Raw genomic sequence first — 15,527 nt, forward strand, 5'->3', positions numbered from 1 at the left:
GAGAATATCTCGGGTTGGAGAAAAACCAGAAAAGATAATAACCATTTTATTAATCTGGTTATAGGTGTGTGGCATTAAATAGAGAGATGCATCACTGATAAATGATACCGAAGCCGCATTTTGCTCCTGCATATTGTCTGTGAATGCATTTATTCACAGGGTTTTATCACGCAGTTGCGTAAATTCCTGGTACAGATGGGAGGGGAATGGGATGGGCAGTCTGTTTCTTACGCATAAAAAAGCAAAAATCCTGCTTATCTCACATAACGGGTTGGGCTGAATCGGTTCATAAGTTCCTCAAATCACGGAGTAATGATATGGTCATTAGCCCAGACTCCAGAGAGCAGCGCCCTTGCGGGAAGCCTTCTGTGAGCCATTCGTTTTAGGGGATTTTCAGACGGTGCAAATTGCCGCATTATAGACTAATAACGAAGACCTTTCATGGCGGCAGACAATCAGGTACTATCGAAAGGCTCATTACAATTTATTAACATAAGATCAGTAACAACCAGAAGCGCTCGAAGGAGAGGTTAATGGAAAGCAAAGTAGTTGTTCCGGCGGAAGGTAAAAAGATCACCCTGCAAAACGGCAAAATTAACGTTCCAAACAACCCGGTAATCCCGTTCATCGAAGGTGACGGTATCGGTGTAGACGTTACTCCTGCAATGCTGAAAGTGGTTGATGCCGCTGTTGAGAAAGCCTACAAAGGCGAGCGTAAAATTTCCTGGATGGAAATTTACACCGGTGAAAAATCTACTCAAGTTTATGGCCAGGACGTTTGGCTGCCAGCAGAAACGCTGGACCTGATCCGCGATTACCGTGTTGCTATCAAAGGCCCACTGACTACCCCAGTCGGCGGCGGTATCCGTTCCCTGAACGTGGCTCTGCGTCAGGAACTGGATCTGTATGTGTGTCTGCGTCCTGTGCGTTACTACCAGGGCACCCCAAGCCCGGTGAAACACCCGGAACTGACCGACATGGTTATCTTCCGTGAAAACTCAGAAGACATCTACGCAGGTATCGAATGGAAAGCTGACTCTGCTGACGCAGAAAAAGTGATTAAATTCCTGCGCGAAGAGATGGGCGTGAAGAAAATTCGCTTCCCTGAACATTGCGGTATCGGCATCAAGCCGTGCTCCGAAGAAGGGACCAAGCGTCTGGTGCGTGCAGCAATCGAATACGCAATCACCAACGACCGTGACTCTGTGACCCTGGTTCACAAGGGCAACATCATGAAGTTCACCGAAGGCGCGTTCAAAGACTGGGGCTACCAGTTGGCGACCGAAGAGTTCGGCGGCGAGCTGATCGACGGCGGCCCATGGCAGAAGATTAAGAACCCGAACACCGGCAAAGAGATCATCATTAAAGATGTGATCGCCGATGCGTTCCTGCAACAGATCCTGCTGCGTCCTGCTGAGTACGACGTGATCGCCTGTATGAACCTGAACGGTGACTACATCTCTGACGCCCTGGCGGCGCAGGTTGGCGGTATCGGTATTGCCCCGGGTGCGAACATTGGCGACGAGTGCGCGCTGTTCGAAGCGACCCACGGTACTGCGCCTAAATATGCAGGCCAGGACAAAGTAAACCCAGGCTCTATCATCCTGTCCGCAGAAATGATGCTGCGTCACATGGAATGGTTCGAAGCCGCAGACCTGATCGTTAAAGGTATGGAAGGCGCGATTAACGCGAAAACCGTCACCTATGACTTCGAGCGTCTGATGGAAGGCGCTAAGCTGCTGAAATGTTCAGAGTTTGGCGACGCGATTATCGCGAACATGTAACCCAGACTCTGGGTTAAACGAGAACGGGAGCCGATTGGTTCCCGTTTTTATTCTTAGTTTTCGAACGGATATCAAAAATTACAGGCGAGCATTCAACATCACTCATTTGAATATGTGGCCCTTGCTGCGGCTTGGATTCAGGTTCTGGCAAGGTAAGAGGTTTGACAAACATCACCTTCAAATCATCCCAGACGTGTTTCCTGCACTCCTGATTATCCTTAATTGTTGTCCCCAGTTGCTCCTGTAAAACCCCATAGTAACCCTTATTTGAGATATCCCCCTTAACAGAGCCACCAATGTCGGCGACTTGTTTTAGAAGATTATTAACTTTAACAGTTGCTTCGGCAGAGAGTGCGCTGGATTTCGTATAACCGGTATAGTCCATGTCTCCACATATCGTAACGGCCATGTCCTTAATGATTGCCGTTGCATTGGCTACATTATCAGGTTCGATATCCGCCGATACGGGGCTAATGAACATACTTGAGGAAAGCAAAGAAAAAAGAACAGAGTAACGATAATTCAGAGGAACCACTTTTTATGTATGATGTGCTGATTTACTGTGGAAATAAATTACAGCTGTCAGCTAGAATAAATACTGTTATTAAAGCAGTTGTGATTTCTTCTGTTATTTAGTAGTTTGCAATGGAATTTTTCTGTAAAATTCTACGAAAATCATGCAGCCATGACTTTCATTCCTGGTCATAGGGAATCCGTTATGCCAATTTCTATTAAAGCCACGAAAAACACCAGTACAGGCATCAGGGGAGTACAGCGATATGGAGAAATGTATCGCTGGCGTGTTGATGCTGTCAGGTTCAGAAGCCTAACAGGACAAGATCCAACGCCGCCATTCGTCGCCCGTCTTAATGAGCGTGAATCCGGGTGTGTAGACTCTGCTAGTTTTCATACGATTGAGGATGCAGGGGATGACCTGTGTAAGTTCTTAAAAGCAATGACTGGAGTTTCATTTGAGTACTAATGCCCTTACTCGAACTTCCTCATTACTCTTTTTATAGAGTCCGCTTCTGGCTGTGAGTTCAACCGATGGATGCAACACATTGGTTAAAACGCTCTGCGGGTGATTCATAGTCTGGCGTTTTTCTTGGCCTTTCGTTGAGCGCGAGATGGGCACACGTTTTCTCGCACCAAACCCACGGCCTGGGACCCTAAGGTTTCAGAAGCAACATTGTGGTACGACCCGATATTATCCATTTTTACTGATTTTTTCTCATAAGTACTAAACATTTCCATTCCTGTTCCGATAATACTTCTGGTGCTATCGGGTTTGGATATGTGCTTTTTGCATCCTCGCTTGATGGATGAGTTTCACCCGTATTCTTTGGGATGCATATGGATAGAAATCTTTCTGGTTCGCAAATAAAAATACAAAATTCTGTAAACATTAAATCCTGGATTTTTGGTGCTATTTCCGCATTTGTGATTAGCTTTATAGCGATTAGTTTTCTTCCCAACGACTCATTTCTACGGATTTCCAGTTTGATAGCTTTTACAGGTGTTGCGTTGGTTCCTGCAAGAAAAATCATCTATCACTTTCTGTCAGCAGACTCTCGTTGTAAGTCCTGCAATACTGAGTTCGCTGTGCAACGGGTGGATTCAAAGAAGGAATTTATTTCAGCGATACCGCGTAAAAATATAAAAAATATGGGTAATGTGGGTGGTCACGGCCCTGATGTAGGTAAGCAGATAATACTTCATGAATCTTGGACTGAAGAGCGTTATAACATTACTGACACTTTTGCTTGCGTTGAATGTGGCGACACCCACACATCCTCCCGCGTAACAACTCAACGATCTGGTTATACAAGCACAAAAGTACGCAAGTAATAATTTATCTTTGTTAATCAATCTGTGGAGGCTGCTTTGAGCAGCCTTTTTCATTTTCAGGCCCCGGGAACCATCATCGACATGCCTACCGGTCAAATCTCCCTGAGGGCCTGATCTCTTACACACAGCTCCCGCCAATACGCGAGGAGGTAGAGATGATCCGATATATGCCAGACAAAGGCATACGAGAAGGCCCTGAAGAAGGGCTACATTTCCGCGCCACCACAGGATAATTAACATGGCATCGACAAGAGCAAAACTCAGCGCAGCCATGCTTTCACTGATCGCCGCTGGCGCTTCAGCCCCTGTGCTGTTCGACCAGTTCATCAGCGAGAAAGAAGGCAATGCGCTCGTTGCTGTGATGGATCCTGGTGGCGTACGGTCGCTTTGCCATGGTGTGACAGTTATCGACGGCAAACGTGTCGTAAAAGGCATGACTGCTACCGAGGAGCAATGCAAGAAAGTGAACGCCACTCAGATTTTCAACTGTAATCGGTTCAACCCGGTTGCTGAATATGCCAACAGACTTAACTCCCTGATCGACTACAGCACCAATGAAACCGTAAAGGGCAATAACAACTTTGCTGGAATTTGTGACATAGAGAAACAGCAGCAAACATCAACTGAGGAAAACCATGAGCGAAGCCAAACCACAGGACGGATTTAGCACCGCTAAAAGTAGTAGGATTAATCTTAGGTTGTTGTTGTTTTTAGCACAATATGAATAATAAATTTTACTAAACACAACGTTAAATACCGATGAAAATTCAATCTATTACAATCGCATTTTTGGTGGCGATATCGTCACCCTCATACTCAGCCTTTCAGGAAAGGGAATACAATACCTGGTATGAGAAAGATGCTGTGCTTTACGACATTACGCAGACTTCAGAGGGATTGCCCGTCATGATAAGCATCTCTCAAGCAGGACGGGGATCAGCCAATATGCTGGTATCTTTTATATCCGATGGCGACTGTGGAGAAAAAAAAGGCCTGCTTAATGTGAACGGAAAGGATGTCCCGGCTACTTATAGATGCTCATCAGTCGGGAAGAGCAGGATTGAACACTTTGCAGTGAATGATGCAGACAAGGTCAATGAGATGGTTAACCACCTCAAGTCGGATTTCACTTTGCTGCTTCAGAACGATATCAAAGTCTGGGCTGCTAACGTAAAGATACCGAAGTACGGAATAACGCCAAGATTTTAAAACAGCAGTCAGAACTGCTTATGAACGGTTTATTGCAGCCATCACCAGGTTAACTCCATTGTGATGGCAACAAATGCCGCAACAGGCACAGCAAAGTCGAGACCGCCCGAGTGCTAGGTCAGCTGCTTAGCGAATCTGACAAAAGAGCGGGTATCTATGCAGCAGAAGCTGACCGGGCTTACATCGCAGGACAAACCTGCGAACAAATTTATGGAAAAATAATAAGACAGGAGAAAACGAGCAGATAAAAAGACGGGCATCCTTTTGATTCACAGCTCCAGGAATGCCCGTAAAAACAGATTAGAGATTTTATTTTTCTTCAAACACAACACCTTTCTAGGGCGAAGAGATGATAACCATAGTGTGAGTAATGTCATTGCTGTGAAGTGTAATATTTTGCTTTAAATTACGTGTGTATGTAGCTGGTGGTAAATAATTATTTTTTTTAGGATTATTCAAGTGCAGCAAGTAACTATACAGAAAAATAAAAGGAATACGTACTAATTACTGCTGTGGGTGAAGTGGTGGACTTTATTGTTGTTGCATAGGGTTTCCCGTTTTTTTTCGTGTCGTATATCTGTAAGAAGCAGGCGTTTACCCTTAAGATGCGCAGTGTAGAACCCGCTAATCGTCAGATGAGAGACAAGATGAATAACGACATCCCCCTGAAATACTACGACATCGTAGATGAGTATTCGACTGAAGCCGCGCAAACGGTGAGCGAGGCAGAGCGTGACTCGCTTGCGAACTATTTCCAGCTGCTGCTGACCCGTTTAATGAACAACGAAGAAATCAGCGAAGAAGCGCAGCAAGAGATGGCCAGTGAAGCTGGCATTAATGCATTGCGCATTGATGATATCGCCAACTTCCTGAATCAATGGGGTAACGAGTAACGGCAAAAGTGCCGTGCCGTACGCTTAAAACGCTTTGCCCTGATGTTTTGCTATGCAGCTCAGCATGACGCTATCGGACCACAGGCATTTTTTTCGTACAACGTGCGAAGAGGGCTTTTCGACGAACAGGGCGAACATCAGCGTCAGGAAAAAGAGTATCAGGGGAACCGCTAAAGATAGTTTCACGTTTTTACCAAATGAGTGATTTTGCCAGCTAATCTACAGCCTGAATATGACGGCTTTATTGTTGGAATATGAAATGCAAATGCCTGAGTTAGACCACCTCTACAGCTCAACCAACCAGAAAACGCGGGCGATTTGGCGTGAGAGTATCGATCCTGGCAACCCGATACAAGCGTATTATGCACCGCAGAAGTTTGCGCTGGCGACCGGTTTTCAGCCGCAGATGTCCGGCCCCATTAAAGTGCTGTTCAGTGAACTTCAGTCTCTGACCCGAAACGACAGGCAGGTCTATCTGCAACCGGTAAGTGGTTTTCATTTCACGTTTGTGCCGCTGACGCTGCCGTTATATGAAGAAAATGAACCTCTACCCGCGAAGATAGATCGCCTGATCGGGGCCTGGTCACCTTTTGAGGGGCGAACTGTCACTATCCGCGACTTACGGCTGGTGGCGTTACCCGGGCAGTTACTTCTCGCCGGAGTACCCGAAAAACCCGCGGCAGCACTTCGGCAGGCGTTTTGCGAGCAGATCCTGAATTCCCCCTGGAAAGACGAGTTGCTGCTGCGCCACGCGAAAACACCATTACCCGCGCCATTCTGGCATACGACCCTGCTGCGCTATGGGGCGGAACGCTTACCCGCGTCTCTGAGGGCGTTCTTCCTCGAGCGTGAATCACAGCGGTACGGGGAGGTTGCAGGAAAACTCAAACTGGTGCGCATCAATTACAACTGGACGCGCTGTTACCCCGTTACGCTAGCGGTTGGGGGAGTCGACTGAGCCTGTGAGGATTTTCGCCAGTTCGTTTCGGCTGAGTGATTTTGAAAAATACCAACCCTGGATCAGCGAGTCGCGGTAACGTGAAGAGATAAACGCATATTGTGTTTCATTCTCCACCCCTTCAAAAACGAGGGTTTTGTTCAACTTTAACAGTGCATCGCAAAAGATAACGAAGATATCTTTTTTATAGCTTTCACTGATGCCATCTACGAGAGATTTGTCTATTTTAATTTCGTCATATTCGAGGTTGGCCAACCGTGCAATATTCGAGTTTTGTACGCCGAAATCATCGATAGAGATTTTAACCCCCATCGATTTTAACTCTTTGCAAAAATCAATAAGAATGCCGTGATGGGCAACCGCCTTTTCAGAAAGCTCGATTTTTATCAGCGACAACGGGATGTTGTTGAGCAGACACTCGCGGCGTAAAATTTTACTGAACATCCCGTCTTCAATTTCGATACGCCCGACGTTCAGTGAAATTAATAGCTGGTGTTCATTCGCGAGGCTGGATATCTCGGCGAAGGATTTCTTAATGATATTGGTGTAATAATTATCATAAAGTCCGAACTTCTCAACGAGAGGTATAAAGAGTTCGGGTGATACATCCATAGCATTACTGTCTTGCCAGCGGGAAAGTACCTCAACGCCGACGATTTTTTTATCACCCGGACGGACGATGGGCTGGTAGTGCACGCCGATGGTATTCGCTTTCACGGCTTTGACCAGCGTCTTTTCCAGCGAGAAACGGTCCTCGTAAAGTCTGAACGAATAGAGCGAAATGGATATCCAGATAAAGTACAAGACGACCGTCAGCAGGATAAATATGGCTATGGATAACGACGCCAGACCCGCATCATGATGCTTTACTATCACACATAAATCCCACCGCGAGCTGCACTGGGTAATCGTCAGGGTAAAGAAACGGGAGGGCAGCCAGCTGCTTTTTTCGATAACCGGGTTGACGGTGAAAAATGTTCTGCCAAAGTCTTTGGTGGTTGAGCTTAATGAGTAGCTTGCGGTGACAGGGGTAAATTTATCGTAGGCAAAGCGTGAGGTGAATATAATAATGTTGTTGTAAATCGCCGCATTGCCGGTAAAGAAATCTTTTTGCGAGAACTGCGCCAGGATAAAACCTTTGGGTGTTTTATGTAATTCAGAAGGAAGGCTAACGGGCGTAGTCAGTTTTCCCCAAAAAGCGGTACAGGCAATTTTACCGTTCTCAATAAAACCAATATCACCAAAGTAAAGGCTATCAAGTTTTAACTTTCGGTAATTATCCAGACTTGCTTTATCACATCCCTGTGCAGTTACGCTTTTTAGTGCGGTTGCTACGCTTTGGGATAAACCTTCGGAGTATTGCAGGAGGGTATCTGAAATCTCAAGCTGCTTGTTTTTCTGTTGCTCCAGAATAATGGCATTCACAGCATAAAACGAGAGCAGGACCAGAAAGGTTGAAATGAGCGAAACCGCAATGATCTTCTTCATTTTTTTCTGCGTCCTTTCTGCCTCCTGATTTTCCGAATCTTAACACAGGCAGTAAAAGGCACAAGCCTGGTAATAACGGTAGGTTACTTTACGCGATGGTGTTTTGTTTCGCGATGGCGCTACCAGTTTTCCTGTTGCCCCGAGGCTTGTGGGTCAGATTTCAGCTATGCTGTATTTATCTTCATAAGCGGCGCTGAGTTAGCCTAACCCTCTAATTCAACATAACTAAATGCTTGTTTTTTCTTTTTTTAAGGAAAAATCGTGCGCAACGCTTTTATCCCAATCCTGAGTGCAGTCTTCCTCTTTCTGGCGGGGATGCTGACAATCAACTGGCAGCTCTGGCACATGGCGACGTTAAACTCCGCCGGGGCTGCTAAATCCAGCACCCTTAAAATAGAGGCCATCCTTAATGAAGCGGTGAGTGCAGCTGATACTGCGCAACGTGTTGCAGCGCAGGGCTGTACCAGCGGTGGGCAACTGGAATTAGGTACAGAGGCTGCGCTTAAACCCCATCTGCGCGCAATTATGATCGAGCAGGGCGGTACTATCATGTGTACCTCTTTGCCGGGAAATGGGGTGTTAATTATTCATCCCGAAACCTTACCGGACGAAAAATTAATGCTGTTGCCCGGGAACCGATTAATTAATGGGGTCCCGGTGCTGGTTTTCCAGCGTCCGATATCGGGTGGGCGAGTCATCATTAGCGTCAGCGATGCGCATTTGCGTGACGCGATCGCGGGGACATCTGAAAACCTGGCGTTGTTGGTGAATAAACAGCAGCTTGCGCGTGCGGGGGATGTTAGCCCACTGCCAACGCTGCAACCATCGACAACGCTTGCGTCATCAGCGCTCTTTCCTTTCAGCATGGCCTGGCAGAACCCTGCGTTCTTCGATATGACGCGGCTGCTCCAGCAGGGATGGAGCCTGATGCTGTTGGTCTTTATCCTCTCCGTCGCGGTGGGCATTTTGTGGCGCCGGTATGCAGGTAAAAGCACCACCTTTGAAGAGGACCTGCGTAAAGCCATCATCAAAGGCGACATTGTGCCGTTCTATCAACCGATTATGAATGGCAAGACCGGTGGGCTATACGGTGTCGAGGTACTGGCCAGGTGGAAACACCCGAAATCAGGTTTTATTCCCCCTGACGTGTTTATCCCTATTGCTGAGCGCAGTGGTTTAATCATCCCGCTGACGAAAGGGCTGATGGGAAAAGTGGTCAGCCAGCTAAAACCGTTGCTTCCGAAACTACCGGATGGATTTCACATTGGGGTGAATATCAGCGCCCGGCATATTAATTCCCCGACATTTATCGGGGACTGCAACACCTTTGGCCAGGGATTCAAGGGGAAAAAGATCAAGCTGGTTCTGGAAGTGACCGAGCGGGAGCCCCTGCTCGATAACCCTGAACTTATCGAAAATCTTAATACGCTGCATAATTCGGGGTTTGTGATTGCTCTGGATGATTTTGGTACCGGTTATTCAGGGCTGTCATGCCTCGATGCGCTGGCCATTGACTACATCAAAATCGATAAAAGTTTTGTCAGCCGGGTATCGGAACAGAAAGATTCGACCATTCTTCTGGACTGCGTCATCGAGATTGCGAAGAAAATGTCGTTAAGCATTGTGGCGGAAGGCGTTGAAACAAAAGAACAGTTAGAATATCTGAACCGCAATCAAATCAACCTGTTGCAAGGGTACTATTTCGGTAAACCCGTTTCGTACGTTGAGTTCATTAAATTCCTGCTCTCGAAACCTAAAGAAGAGATCAGGGTGTATGAGGAAGAAAAGGTCTGAACGCCGGGCCGGGGAACAGCCCGGGCGTTGGCGGCTCAGAACCACTCAAACCTGGCAGACAGCAACAACAGCAGCGTGCTGGCAGAAACAAGGTTAAGGCAAATCACAAACTTGCTTGATACGTTCATGTTATCAAAGACATTCCTTTGTGCACAGGCTGGTAAGAATAGCGCCAAACTCCGCAGGAATAAACGGTAAATCACATCGGTTTTGCGCTGGCCTGCCAGATAAGGGGGGCTGAAAGAAAAAAAAGCCCACTAGAAAGTGGGCAAGAAATACTGGAAGCAATGTGAGCAATGTCGTACTGAATACCTGAGTGTTTTGCTCAACTACTCAGTGTTGAGAAAGATAATCTTTCTCAATAAAAGATGCAACCCCGCGTTTATTGTGTGTTTGCAAAAGAGATGTTTTCCCGTGTTTTGTGGCTGGCATGTGAAGAATGCTTTACCCACCAAAATGGCATTCGTGATGCTTATCACAAATTTCCTTTTGTGCATCCTGTGCTATCCTTTTTTGTGTCGTTGATTTAATGACAAAAAACCATACAGAGAGGAAAGTTATGGGAATTATATCCTGGATTATCTTTGGGCTGATTGCGGGGATCCTGGCGAAGTGGATTATGCCAGGCAAAGATGGTGGTGGTTTTATCGTAACCATAGTGCTGGGGATAGTGGGCGCGGTTGTTGGGGGCTGGATCAGCACCTTCTTCGGTTTTGGTAAAGTTGACGGTTTCAATTTTGGCAGCTTTGCCGTTGCGGTGATTGGCGCGCTGGTTGTTCTGTTTATCTACAGAAAAATCAAAAGCTAAGCCTGACAGGCGTTAAAAAAGGCTGCCTGATGGCGGCCTTTTTACTGGGCAGCATTACCACCAGCCAAACTGTGTTCCGGCGACGGCCACGATGGCGATGATCAACATAATGATGGTTGTTTTTCTCATTTACGCCCCTGGCGCGGCATAACCGCCGACGAAAAACCATGCTAAAAAAACCACTGCCGTTATAAAAATAACGACCGGGAAGAGTATTCCAATTCTCATACCATCACCTGTCTCGGTTTACATAACGCCGTAGAGTGTACGGGCTTAATCCAGAGTGAGAAAGCGTGTTTTGCTTTTTCCTTTTTTATCCTGATACATCTCGACGTCTGCGGCGCGCAGTGCGCTGTCGGCATCCGTGCTGCTGGGGTCAACTTCCACCACACCAAGACTGGCGCCAGGATAGACAATATGGACGTCTCCAAGCCAGTATTCCCCGGCTATCCGGGCGCTGATACGGGTTTTGAGCACGTTTATCTGCGTGTTATCGCTTTCGTTTTCACCCTTGCTCAGGCAGGCTACCAGAAACTCATCGCCACCCAGTCGACCGATGATTTCGTCCTCAGTCTGTTCCTGCGTCAGCCTTTTTCCCACCTCAACCAAAAATTGATCGCCCGTTTCATGGCCGTAACGGTCGTTAATGAGTTTGAAATTGTCCAGGTCGATAAAGGCGATGATGGCAGTGCGATTAAGGTGGCGCGCCAGCGAAAACAGGGTAGTGAGGTTTTCAAAAATCGCACGACGGTTAGGCAGGCCGGTGAGGGCGTCCGTATACGAGTGGGCAATCAGGGCTGCATTGGCTTCACGCAGCTGAGCGACCAGGGACTCTTTCTGGATATACTGGGCAATCAGCCCGGCAAACAGTCTCAGCACCTGCTCGCCGCGATCGCTGAGCTGTTTTTTCTGGGTGCTGGTTGCACACAATGTACCGTAAAGCGAACCATCAGCCAGGTGAATGGGAATACTCATGTAAGTGGTGATGCCAAGGGCTTTTGCGGCATCACAGTCCGCCCAGCGTTCGGCCACGTCGTTACTGAAAATCGTATCGCTATCAATCGCGCGCTTGCACAGCGTGTCTCCCCAGGGAACGCTCAGCCCTTCCGGGATCTGCATCTGCTTGCTGTTACGGGCATACAAAATATGCTGCAATCGCGCACTGATATCGACCTTCGTCAGATAGGTCGACTCCATTTCAGTCACAATCTCCAGCATCTCCAGTAACTGACGTACCAGACTTTCCAGGGATTGTTCCGTGGCGAGAGTTTCTGAAACACGGGCAAGGATAATATCCGACATGACGTAGGTAGACTCCCATACAGAAGACGTCTGCATCTGCATGTTATGCTGAAATTTTCGGCTCTGGCCATAGTAAAACACGAATATACGAAATTTAATATATATCTGATGGGGGACGGTGACGGGAAAAAGGGCGAAAAAAAAGCCCCGTTGTTGAGACCGGGGCAAAGACATCTTGATTACGGAATGATGTTCTCTGGTCATATCGAGAACCAGCACACTATAAAGTTGAAAAGTGCAGGTTTAATGGAGAAATCATGGAGAAAGTAGCGTCAGTTGATTAGGCTAAGGTTTCGTAAATAAAAAAAGGATAAAGAATGAGATATCTGTTACTTGCGCTGATACTGCCGCTTGCGGCCTGTTCAACAGCAACGCCACCAGACGCCCCAAAACCACCGCAGGTAGGGATGGCTAATCCTGCCTCGGTTTACTGCCTGCAAAAAGGGGGCGTTCAGGTTCCGGTGCAAAGCCCGCAAGGGGTGCGCACGGAGTGCAAATTACCGGGCGGCGAAGTGATGGATGAATGGGAGCTGTATCGTCGCGACCACCCGCAACCTGCCAGGTGACAGCAGTATCAGGACTGCGATACACTTCTCTTTAGGATTATTCTTACCTAACAATACTCACTGCGAGAGAAGTATGTTTCAGTTAAAACCGGGCAGCCTGGCCATGATCATTGGCGCGCGTACCACTGCTGGTCGTCGTAATATCGGTAAATCTGTCGAGCTGTTTGGTCTGTGTCAGCCGGGTTTACGTTTTGTGAATCCGGTAAACGGCGTCATGACTCAGCTGCCAGCGACAGCCGACCGCGCGCTTTGGCTGGTAACGGGTGATGTCTATGCCTTCGATAATCAGCATGGTTTTGCGTTTGTGCGCCCCGAACACCTGATGCCACTTCAGCCTGACGAAGCGCCGCAAACCCATAATGAGCTGGCAATCAGCTGATTTTAAGATGGCGCAGCCAGTCGGCTAACACCAGCGCGTGATTCTGCTGCGTATTCTTAGCGCCATACAGCAGCGTGACGGTCTGTTTTTTTGCCCGTTCGGCAAGGCGTAGCCCTTCATCCTGATGCTGCGCCAGCTCTTCCCGATACGCCTGACTGAAAGCGTCAAAATCAATCGTCTCGCTGTGAAACGCTTTGCGCAGCTCGTTCGACGGCGTTAGCGTTTTACACCATTCATCGCAGGCGAGGTCTGTTTTTTTGATCCCGCGCGGCCATAATCTGTCTACCAGAACCCGATAACCGTCCTCTGAGCTCGCCCCGGCGTAAACACGTTTGCATTGAATCATCGTCTCTCTCCATGATGTGTCGGCCTACACACTATAGCACTACGGTTTTTACCAACTAATTTTAAGGTATTGTGATTATTGCAAAAGATCGGTAGTCTGAGGTTCCTTATGTTATCTGATAATACTCTGGCATAAGGAACCTCTCATGGAACTCTCCCCGGTTAAAACCACGCTGCGTATTGCCCTGGTTGGCGATTACAATCCTGACGTGATTGCGCATCAGGCGATCCCGCTGGCAATTGATGACGCTGCCGCTGTACTTGAACTCACCGCCGATTATGACTGGCTTGCCACAACGGAATTAACCAGCCCGGAAGACCTGGTGGGCTACGATGCCATCTGGCTGGTTCCTGCAAGCCCGTATAAAAATGCCGAAGCCGCTTTTATTGCCGCGCGTTATGCACGTGAAAACAGCGTGCCATTCCTTGGGACATGCGGTGGATTCCAGCACGCGCTGATTGAGTATGCCCGCAACGTGCTGGGCTGGGATGACGCCGGACATGCGGAAACCGACACCGAAGGGACAATGGTGATTGCACCATTAACCTGCTCGCTGGTGGAAAAAACCGACGCCATCGAACTGCGCAACAATACGCTTATCGCAAAAGCCTACGGTAAACCTGAGATTGAAGAAGGGTATCACTGCAACTACGGCGTCTCGCCAGAATTCGCCCAGGAGCTTGAAAGTGGCGATATGCGCGTCACGGGCTGGGACGAGCAGGGCGAGATCCGCGCGGCAGAGCTGGTCACGCATCCGTTCTTTGTGATCACCCTGTTCCAGCACGAACGCGCGGCGCTGGACGGCCGTCCTGTGGTGCTGGCGCAGGCCATGCTGCGCGCAGCGCGTGGATAACTAAAGGCAGGCTTCCCGGTCTGCCCTGTGTTTAGCGGGGTGTGATTTCCCGATCGCGCCCGGCAAGCACGCCGCATCCGGCCATCACAATGGAAGCGAGCGCACAGGCCATCAACGGAATTCGCCAGTCGCCCGCCGAATCGTGAATTTTCCCCATCAGCGGCGGGCCGCACGCTGCAAGCAGATAACCAATCGACTGCGCCATCCCCGACAATGCCGCTGCCTGGTGCGCCGAGCTGGCGCGCAGGCCGATAAACGTCAGGCCGAGGATCATCGTGGCCCCTGAGCCAAAGCCAAATACCACCGTCCAGACGAGGGCAAGTCCGGGTGCAAACCAGAAACCTGCCGCGCTGACAGCGCACATCAGCGCCACGCATCCTGCGATCCCTCGCTGATCTTTCAGGCGATGGAGGATCAGCGGCACGGCCAGCCCCGGTACTGCGGTGGCAAGCTGTAACACGCCATGCATGGAACCTGCCTGCGTTTCGCTATAGCCGTGGCTTTGCAAAATGGCCGGCAGCCAGCCAATAATCACATAATAAATCAGTGAGTTGATGCCAAGGAATAAGGTCACCTGCCAGGCGAGGGCAGAGCGCCAGATGGCGCGGTTATGCAGCGCCCCGGCGCCGGTCACCGTGGCAACAGGAGTGCGCCGCCACTGCGGCAACCAGAGCAGCAAGGCTACCAGCGGGAAGGCAATCAGCATGAGTAATGCTCCGTGCCAGCCTGCGTCACCCAGTGACAGCGGAACAACCAGCGCGGAGCCAAGCGCTGCTGCTGCGCCCATGGTCAGCGAGTAAGCGCCGGTTACTCTGGCGACCTGGCCTGGGAAATCACGTTTGATAAGCCCTGGCAGCAACACGTTGCCAAGCGCAATCCCGCAACCAATAATCGCGGTGCCGGTAAACAGCAGCGCAGCAGAAGGCAAAGAGCGAATGCCAATACCGGCACAAATCAGCATCAGGGCGACAAAAAGGCTTCGTTCCATGCCAATACGCCGGGCCAGACCCGCCGCCAGCGGGGAGATTAACGCAAACGCCAGCAACGGAAGCGTGGTGAGCAAGCCGGTTTGCGCTGTGCTCAGCCCGTAATCATGGCGAATAGTGTCAAGCAAGGGGGCCGCGCCGGTAAAGGTCACGCGCAGCGTGGTGGCAATCATCAGGATGCCTGCGATCAGCAGTGCTCCCTGTTTCCCTGAAGGTCGAATATCAGCAGTGGTCATTATTTTCTCTGGCGTTGAGGCGAGGGCACACGATACCGATTTTTATGCGTGTTGAAATCAAGCTAAAATGACAGTTT

The 15,527-nt window shown here is 49.0% G+C and carries 21 protein-coding genes; 13 read left to right on the forward strand and 8 right to left on the reverse strand.

Annotated elements, in window-relative coordinates; all coding sequences use genetic code 11:
• Positions 1-533: 533 nt before the first annotated feature.
• Positions 534-1,784 (forward strand): NADP-dependent isocitrate dehydrogenase, encoded by a 1,251-nt coding sequence (gene icd, locus N1249_RS08645; RefSeq protein WP_014069829.1) that lies wholly within the window; start codon positions 534-536, stop codon positions 1,782-1,784.
• A gap of 13 nt (positions 1,785-1,797) precedes the next feature.
• Here the strand turns inward: icd and N1249_RS08650 are convergent, their stop codons facing one another.
• A complete protein-coding gene (locus N1249_RS08650) occupies positions 1,798-2,169 on the reverse strand; it encodes a hypothetical protein (protein ID WP_259836779.1) in 372 nt (123 codons plus the stop codon).
• Positions 2,170-2,502: 333 nt separating this feature from the next.
• On the opposite strand from N1249_RS08650, the gene N1249_RS08655 reads away from it, so the two are divergent.
• From N1249_RS08655 to N1249_RS08685, 7 genes are all read left to right on the forward strand, one after another.
• Positions 2,503-2,766: a hypothetical protein gene (locus N1249_RS08655; protein WP_259836781.1), complete on the forward strand. Its 264-nt coding sequence runs from the start codon at positions 2,503-2,505 to the stop codon at positions 2,764-2,766.
• 371 nt (positions 2,767-3,137) lie between these two features.
• On the forward strand, positions 3,138-3,632 hold the full coding sequence (locus N1249_RS08660; protein WP_259836783.1) for a hypothetical protein: 495 nt from the start codon (positions 3,138-3,140) through the stop codon (positions 3,630-3,632).
• Between the two features lie 238 nt (positions 3,633-3,870).
• Positions 3,871-4,299 carry a hypothetical protein gene (locus N1249_RS08665; RefSeq protein ID WP_259836785.1) on the forward strand — a complete coding sequence of 143 codons (429 nt, stop codon included), beginning with the start codon at positions 3,871-3,873 and terminating at the stop codon, positions 4,297-4,299.
• Positions 4,300-4,391: 92 nt separating this feature from the next.
• Positions 4,392-4,841 carry a hypothetical protein gene (locus N1249_RS08670; protein ID WP_259836795.1) on the forward strand — a complete coding sequence of 150 codons (450 nt, stop codon included), beginning with the start codon at positions 4,392-4,394 and terminating at the stop codon, positions 4,839-4,841.
• 110 nt (positions 4,842-4,951) lie between these two features.
• On the forward strand, positions 4,952-5,089 hold the full coding sequence (locus N1249_RS08675) for a DUF2514 domain-containing protein (RefSeq protein ID WP_259836796.1): 138 nt from the start codon (positions 4,952-4,954) through the stop codon (positions 5,087-5,089).
• Positions 5,090-5,488: 399 nt separating this feature from the next.
• Positions 5,489-5,734, forward strand: coding sequence for a YmjA family protein (locus tag N1249_RS08680; RefSeq protein ID WP_259836798.1), 246 nt, complete (start codon positions 5,489-5,491; stop codon positions 5,732-5,734).
• A 259-nt stretch (positions 5,735-5,993) separates the two neighbouring features.
• Entirely contained in the window at positions 5,994-6,692 is a 699-nt protein-coding gene (locus tag N1249_RS08685; protein ID WP_259836800.1) for a hypothetical protein, read from the forward strand.
• Here N1249_RS08685 and N1249_RS08690 read toward each other — a convergent pair.
• Positions 6,669-8,180, reverse strand: coding sequence for a cyclic diguanylate phosphodiesterase (locus N1249_RS08690; protein WP_259836801.1), 1,512 nt, complete (start codon positions 8,178-8,180; stop codon positions 6,669-6,671). The genes N1249_RS08685 and N1249_RS08690 overlap by 24 nt on opposite strands.
• Positions 8,181-8,441: 261 nt before the next feature.
• Here N1249_RS08690 and N1249_RS08695 point away from each other — a divergent pair, with 261 nt between their 5' ends.
• A complete protein-coding gene (locus N1249_RS08695; protein ID WP_259836803.1) occupies positions 8,442-9,974 on the forward strand; it encodes an EAL domain-containing protein in 1,533 nt (510 codons plus the stop codon).
• A gap of 35 nt (positions 9,975-10,009) precedes the next feature.
• On the opposite strand, the gene yncL is transcribed toward N1249_RS08695, so the two are convergent.
• Positions 10,010-10,102: a stress response membrane protein YncL gene (gene yncL, locus N1249_RS08700; RefSeq protein WP_071881227.1), complete on the reverse strand. Its 93-nt coding sequence runs from the start codon at positions 10,100-10,102 to the stop codon at positions 10,010-10,012.
• 431 nt (positions 10,103-10,533) lie between these two features.
• On the opposite strand from yncL, the gene N1249_RS08705 reads away from it, so the two are divergent.
• Positions 10,534-10,782: a GlsB/YeaQ/YmgE family stress response membrane protein gene (locus N1249_RS08705; protein WP_259836807.1), complete on the forward strand. Its 249-nt coding sequence runs from the start codon at positions 10,534-10,536 to the stop codon at positions 10,780-10,782.
• 54 nt (positions 10,783-10,836) lie between these two features.
• Here N1249_RS08705 and yoaJ read toward each other — a convergent pair whose 3' ends face one another.
• The 3 genes from yoaJ to N1249_RS08715 are packed head-to-tail and all read right to left on the reverse strand — an operon-like array spanning position 10,837 to position 12,084.
• Complete coding sequence (gene yoaJ / locus N1249_RS23255; protein ID WP_409193171.1) at positions 10,837-10,911, reverse strand: protein YoaJ; 75 nt, start codon at positions 10,909-10,911, stop codon at positions 10,837-10,839.
• A complete protein-coding gene (locus N1249_RS08710) occupies positions 10,912-11,010 on the reverse strand; it encodes a YoaK family small membrane protein (RefSeq protein ID WP_014883431.1) in 99 nt (32 codons plus the stop codon).
• A gap of 45 nt (positions 11,011-11,055) precedes the next feature.
• Entirely contained in the window at positions 11,056-12,084 is a 1,029-nt protein-coding gene (locus tag N1249_RS08715; RefSeq protein WP_259838050.1) for a sensor domain-containing diguanylate cyclase, read from the reverse strand.
• A 317-nt stretch (positions 12,085-12,401) separates the two neighbouring features.
• Here N1249_RS08715 and N1249_RS08720 point away from each other — a divergent pair, with 317 nt between their 5' ends.
• Together N1249_RS08720 and N1249_RS08725 are read left to right on the forward strand one after the other, a co-directional pair.
• Entirely contained in the window at positions 12,402-12,650 is a 249-nt protein-coding gene (locus N1249_RS08720; protein WP_259836809.1) for a DUF333 domain-containing protein, read from the forward strand.
• A gap of 73 nt (positions 12,651-12,723) precedes the next feature.
• Positions 12,724-13,029, forward strand: coding sequence for a hypothetical protein (locus tag N1249_RS08725; RefSeq protein WP_014069837.1), 306 nt, complete (start codon positions 12,724-12,726; stop codon positions 13,027-13,029).
• Here N1249_RS08725 and N1249_RS08730 read toward each other — a convergent pair.
• Positions 13,022-13,375: a DUF488 domain-containing protein gene (locus N1249_RS08730; RefSeq protein ID WP_259836811.1), complete on the reverse strand. Its 354-nt coding sequence runs from the start codon at positions 13,373-13,375 to the stop codon at positions 13,022-13,024. The two genes, N1249_RS08725 and N1249_RS08730, sit on opposite strands and share 8 nt — an antisense overlap.
• Before the next feature lie 145 nt (positions 13,376-13,520).
• Between N1249_RS08730 and N1249_RS08735 the strand changes: the two genes are divergently transcribed.
• Positions 13,521-14,228, forward strand: a complete 708-nt coding sequence (locus tag N1249_RS08735) for a CTP synthase (RefSeq protein ID WP_014069839.1) — start codon at positions 13,521-13,523, stop codon at positions 14,226-14,228.
• A gap of 31 nt (positions 14,229-14,259) precedes the next feature.
• Here the strand turns inward: N1249_RS08735 and N1249_RS08740 are convergent, their stop codons facing one another.
• Positions 14,260-15,450, reverse strand: a complete 1,191-nt coding sequence (locus N1249_RS08740; protein WP_259836814.1) for a CynX/NimT family MFS transporter — start codon at positions 15,448-15,450, stop codon at positions 14,260-14,262.
• Between the last annotated feature and the right edge of the window lie 77 nt (positions 15,451-15,527).

The organism is Enterobacter sp. CP102 (assembly GCF_025152625.1).
Lineage (GTDB): Bacteria > Pseudomonadota > Gammaproteobacteria > Enterobacterales > Enterobacteriaceae > Enterobacter > Enterobacter soli.

Excerpts from the sequence above, each read along its gene's own strand:
- N1249_RS08740 (WP_259836814.1), bottom strand. The coding sequence starts at position 15,450 with ATGACCACTGCTGATATTCGACCTTCAGGGAAACAGGGAGCACTGCTG.
- N1249_RS08650 (WP_259836779.1), bottom strand. The coding sequence starts at position 2,169 with ATGGACTATACCGGTTATACGAAATCCAGCGCACTCTCTGCCGAAGCA.
- N1249_RS08655 (WP_259836781.1), top strand. The coding sequence starts at position 2,503 with ATGCCAATTTCTATTAAAGCCACGAAAAACACCAGTACAGGCATCAGG.
- N1249_RS08735 (WP_014069839.1), top strand. The coding sequence starts at position 13,521 with ATGGAACTCTCCCCGGTTAAAACCACGCTGCGTATTGCCCTGGTTGGC.
- N1249_RS08710 (WP_014883431.1), bottom strand. The coding sequence starts at position 11,010 with ATGAGAATTGGAATACTCTTCCCGGTCGTTATTTTTATAACGGCAGTG.
- icd (WP_014069829.1), top strand. The coding sequence starts at position 534 with ATGGAAAGCAAAGTAGTTGTTCCGGCGGAAGGTAAAAAGATCACCCTG.
- N1249_RS08685 (WP_259836800.1), top strand. The coding sequence starts at position 5,994 with ATGCAAATGCCTGAGTTAGACCACCTCTACAGCTCAACCAACCAGAAA.
- N1249_RS08690 (WP_259836801.1), bottom strand. The coding sequence starts at position 8,180 with ATGAAGAAGATCATTGCGGTTTCGCTCATTTCAACCTTTCTGGTCCTG.
- N1249_RS08665 (WP_259836785.1), top strand. The coding sequence starts at position 3,871 with ATGGCATCGACAAGAGCAAAACTCAGCGCAGCCATGCTTTCACTGATC.
- N1249_RS08720 (WP_259836809.1), top strand. The coding sequence starts at position 12,402 with ATGAGATATCTGTTACTTGCGCTGATACTGCCGCTTGCGGCCTGTTCA.
- N1249_RS08705 (WP_259836807.1), top strand. The coding sequence starts at position 10,534 with ATGGGAATTATATCCTGGATTATCTTTGGGCTGATTGCGGGGATCCTG.
- N1249_RS08715 (WP_259838050.1), bottom strand. The coding sequence starts at position 12,084 with ATGTCGGATATTATCCTTGCCCGTGTTTCAGAAACTCTCGCCACGGAA.
- N1249_RS08680 (WP_259836798.1), top strand. The coding sequence starts at position 5,489 with ATGAATAACGACATCCCCCTGAAATACTACGACATCGTAGATGAGTAT.
- N1249_RS08660 (WP_259836783.1), top strand. The coding sequence starts at position 3,138 with ATGGATAGAAATCTTTCTGGTTCGCAAATAAAAATACAAAATTCTGTA.
- N1249_RS08725 (WP_014069837.1), top strand. The coding sequence starts at position 12,724 with ATGTTTCAGTTAAAACCGGGCAGCCTGGCCATGATCATTGGCGCGCGT.
- yncL (WP_071881227.1), bottom strand. The coding sequence starts at position 10,102 with ATGAACGTATCAAGCAAGTTTGTGATTTGCCTTAACCTTGTTTCTGCC.
- N1249_RS08670 (WP_259836795.1), top strand. The coding sequence starts at position 4,392 with ATGAAAATTCAATCTATTACAATCGCATTTTTGGTGGCGATATCGTCA.
- N1249_RS08730 (WP_259836811.1), bottom strand. The coding sequence starts at position 13,375 with ATGATTCAATGCAAACGTGTTTACGCCGGGGCGAGCTCAGAGGACGGT.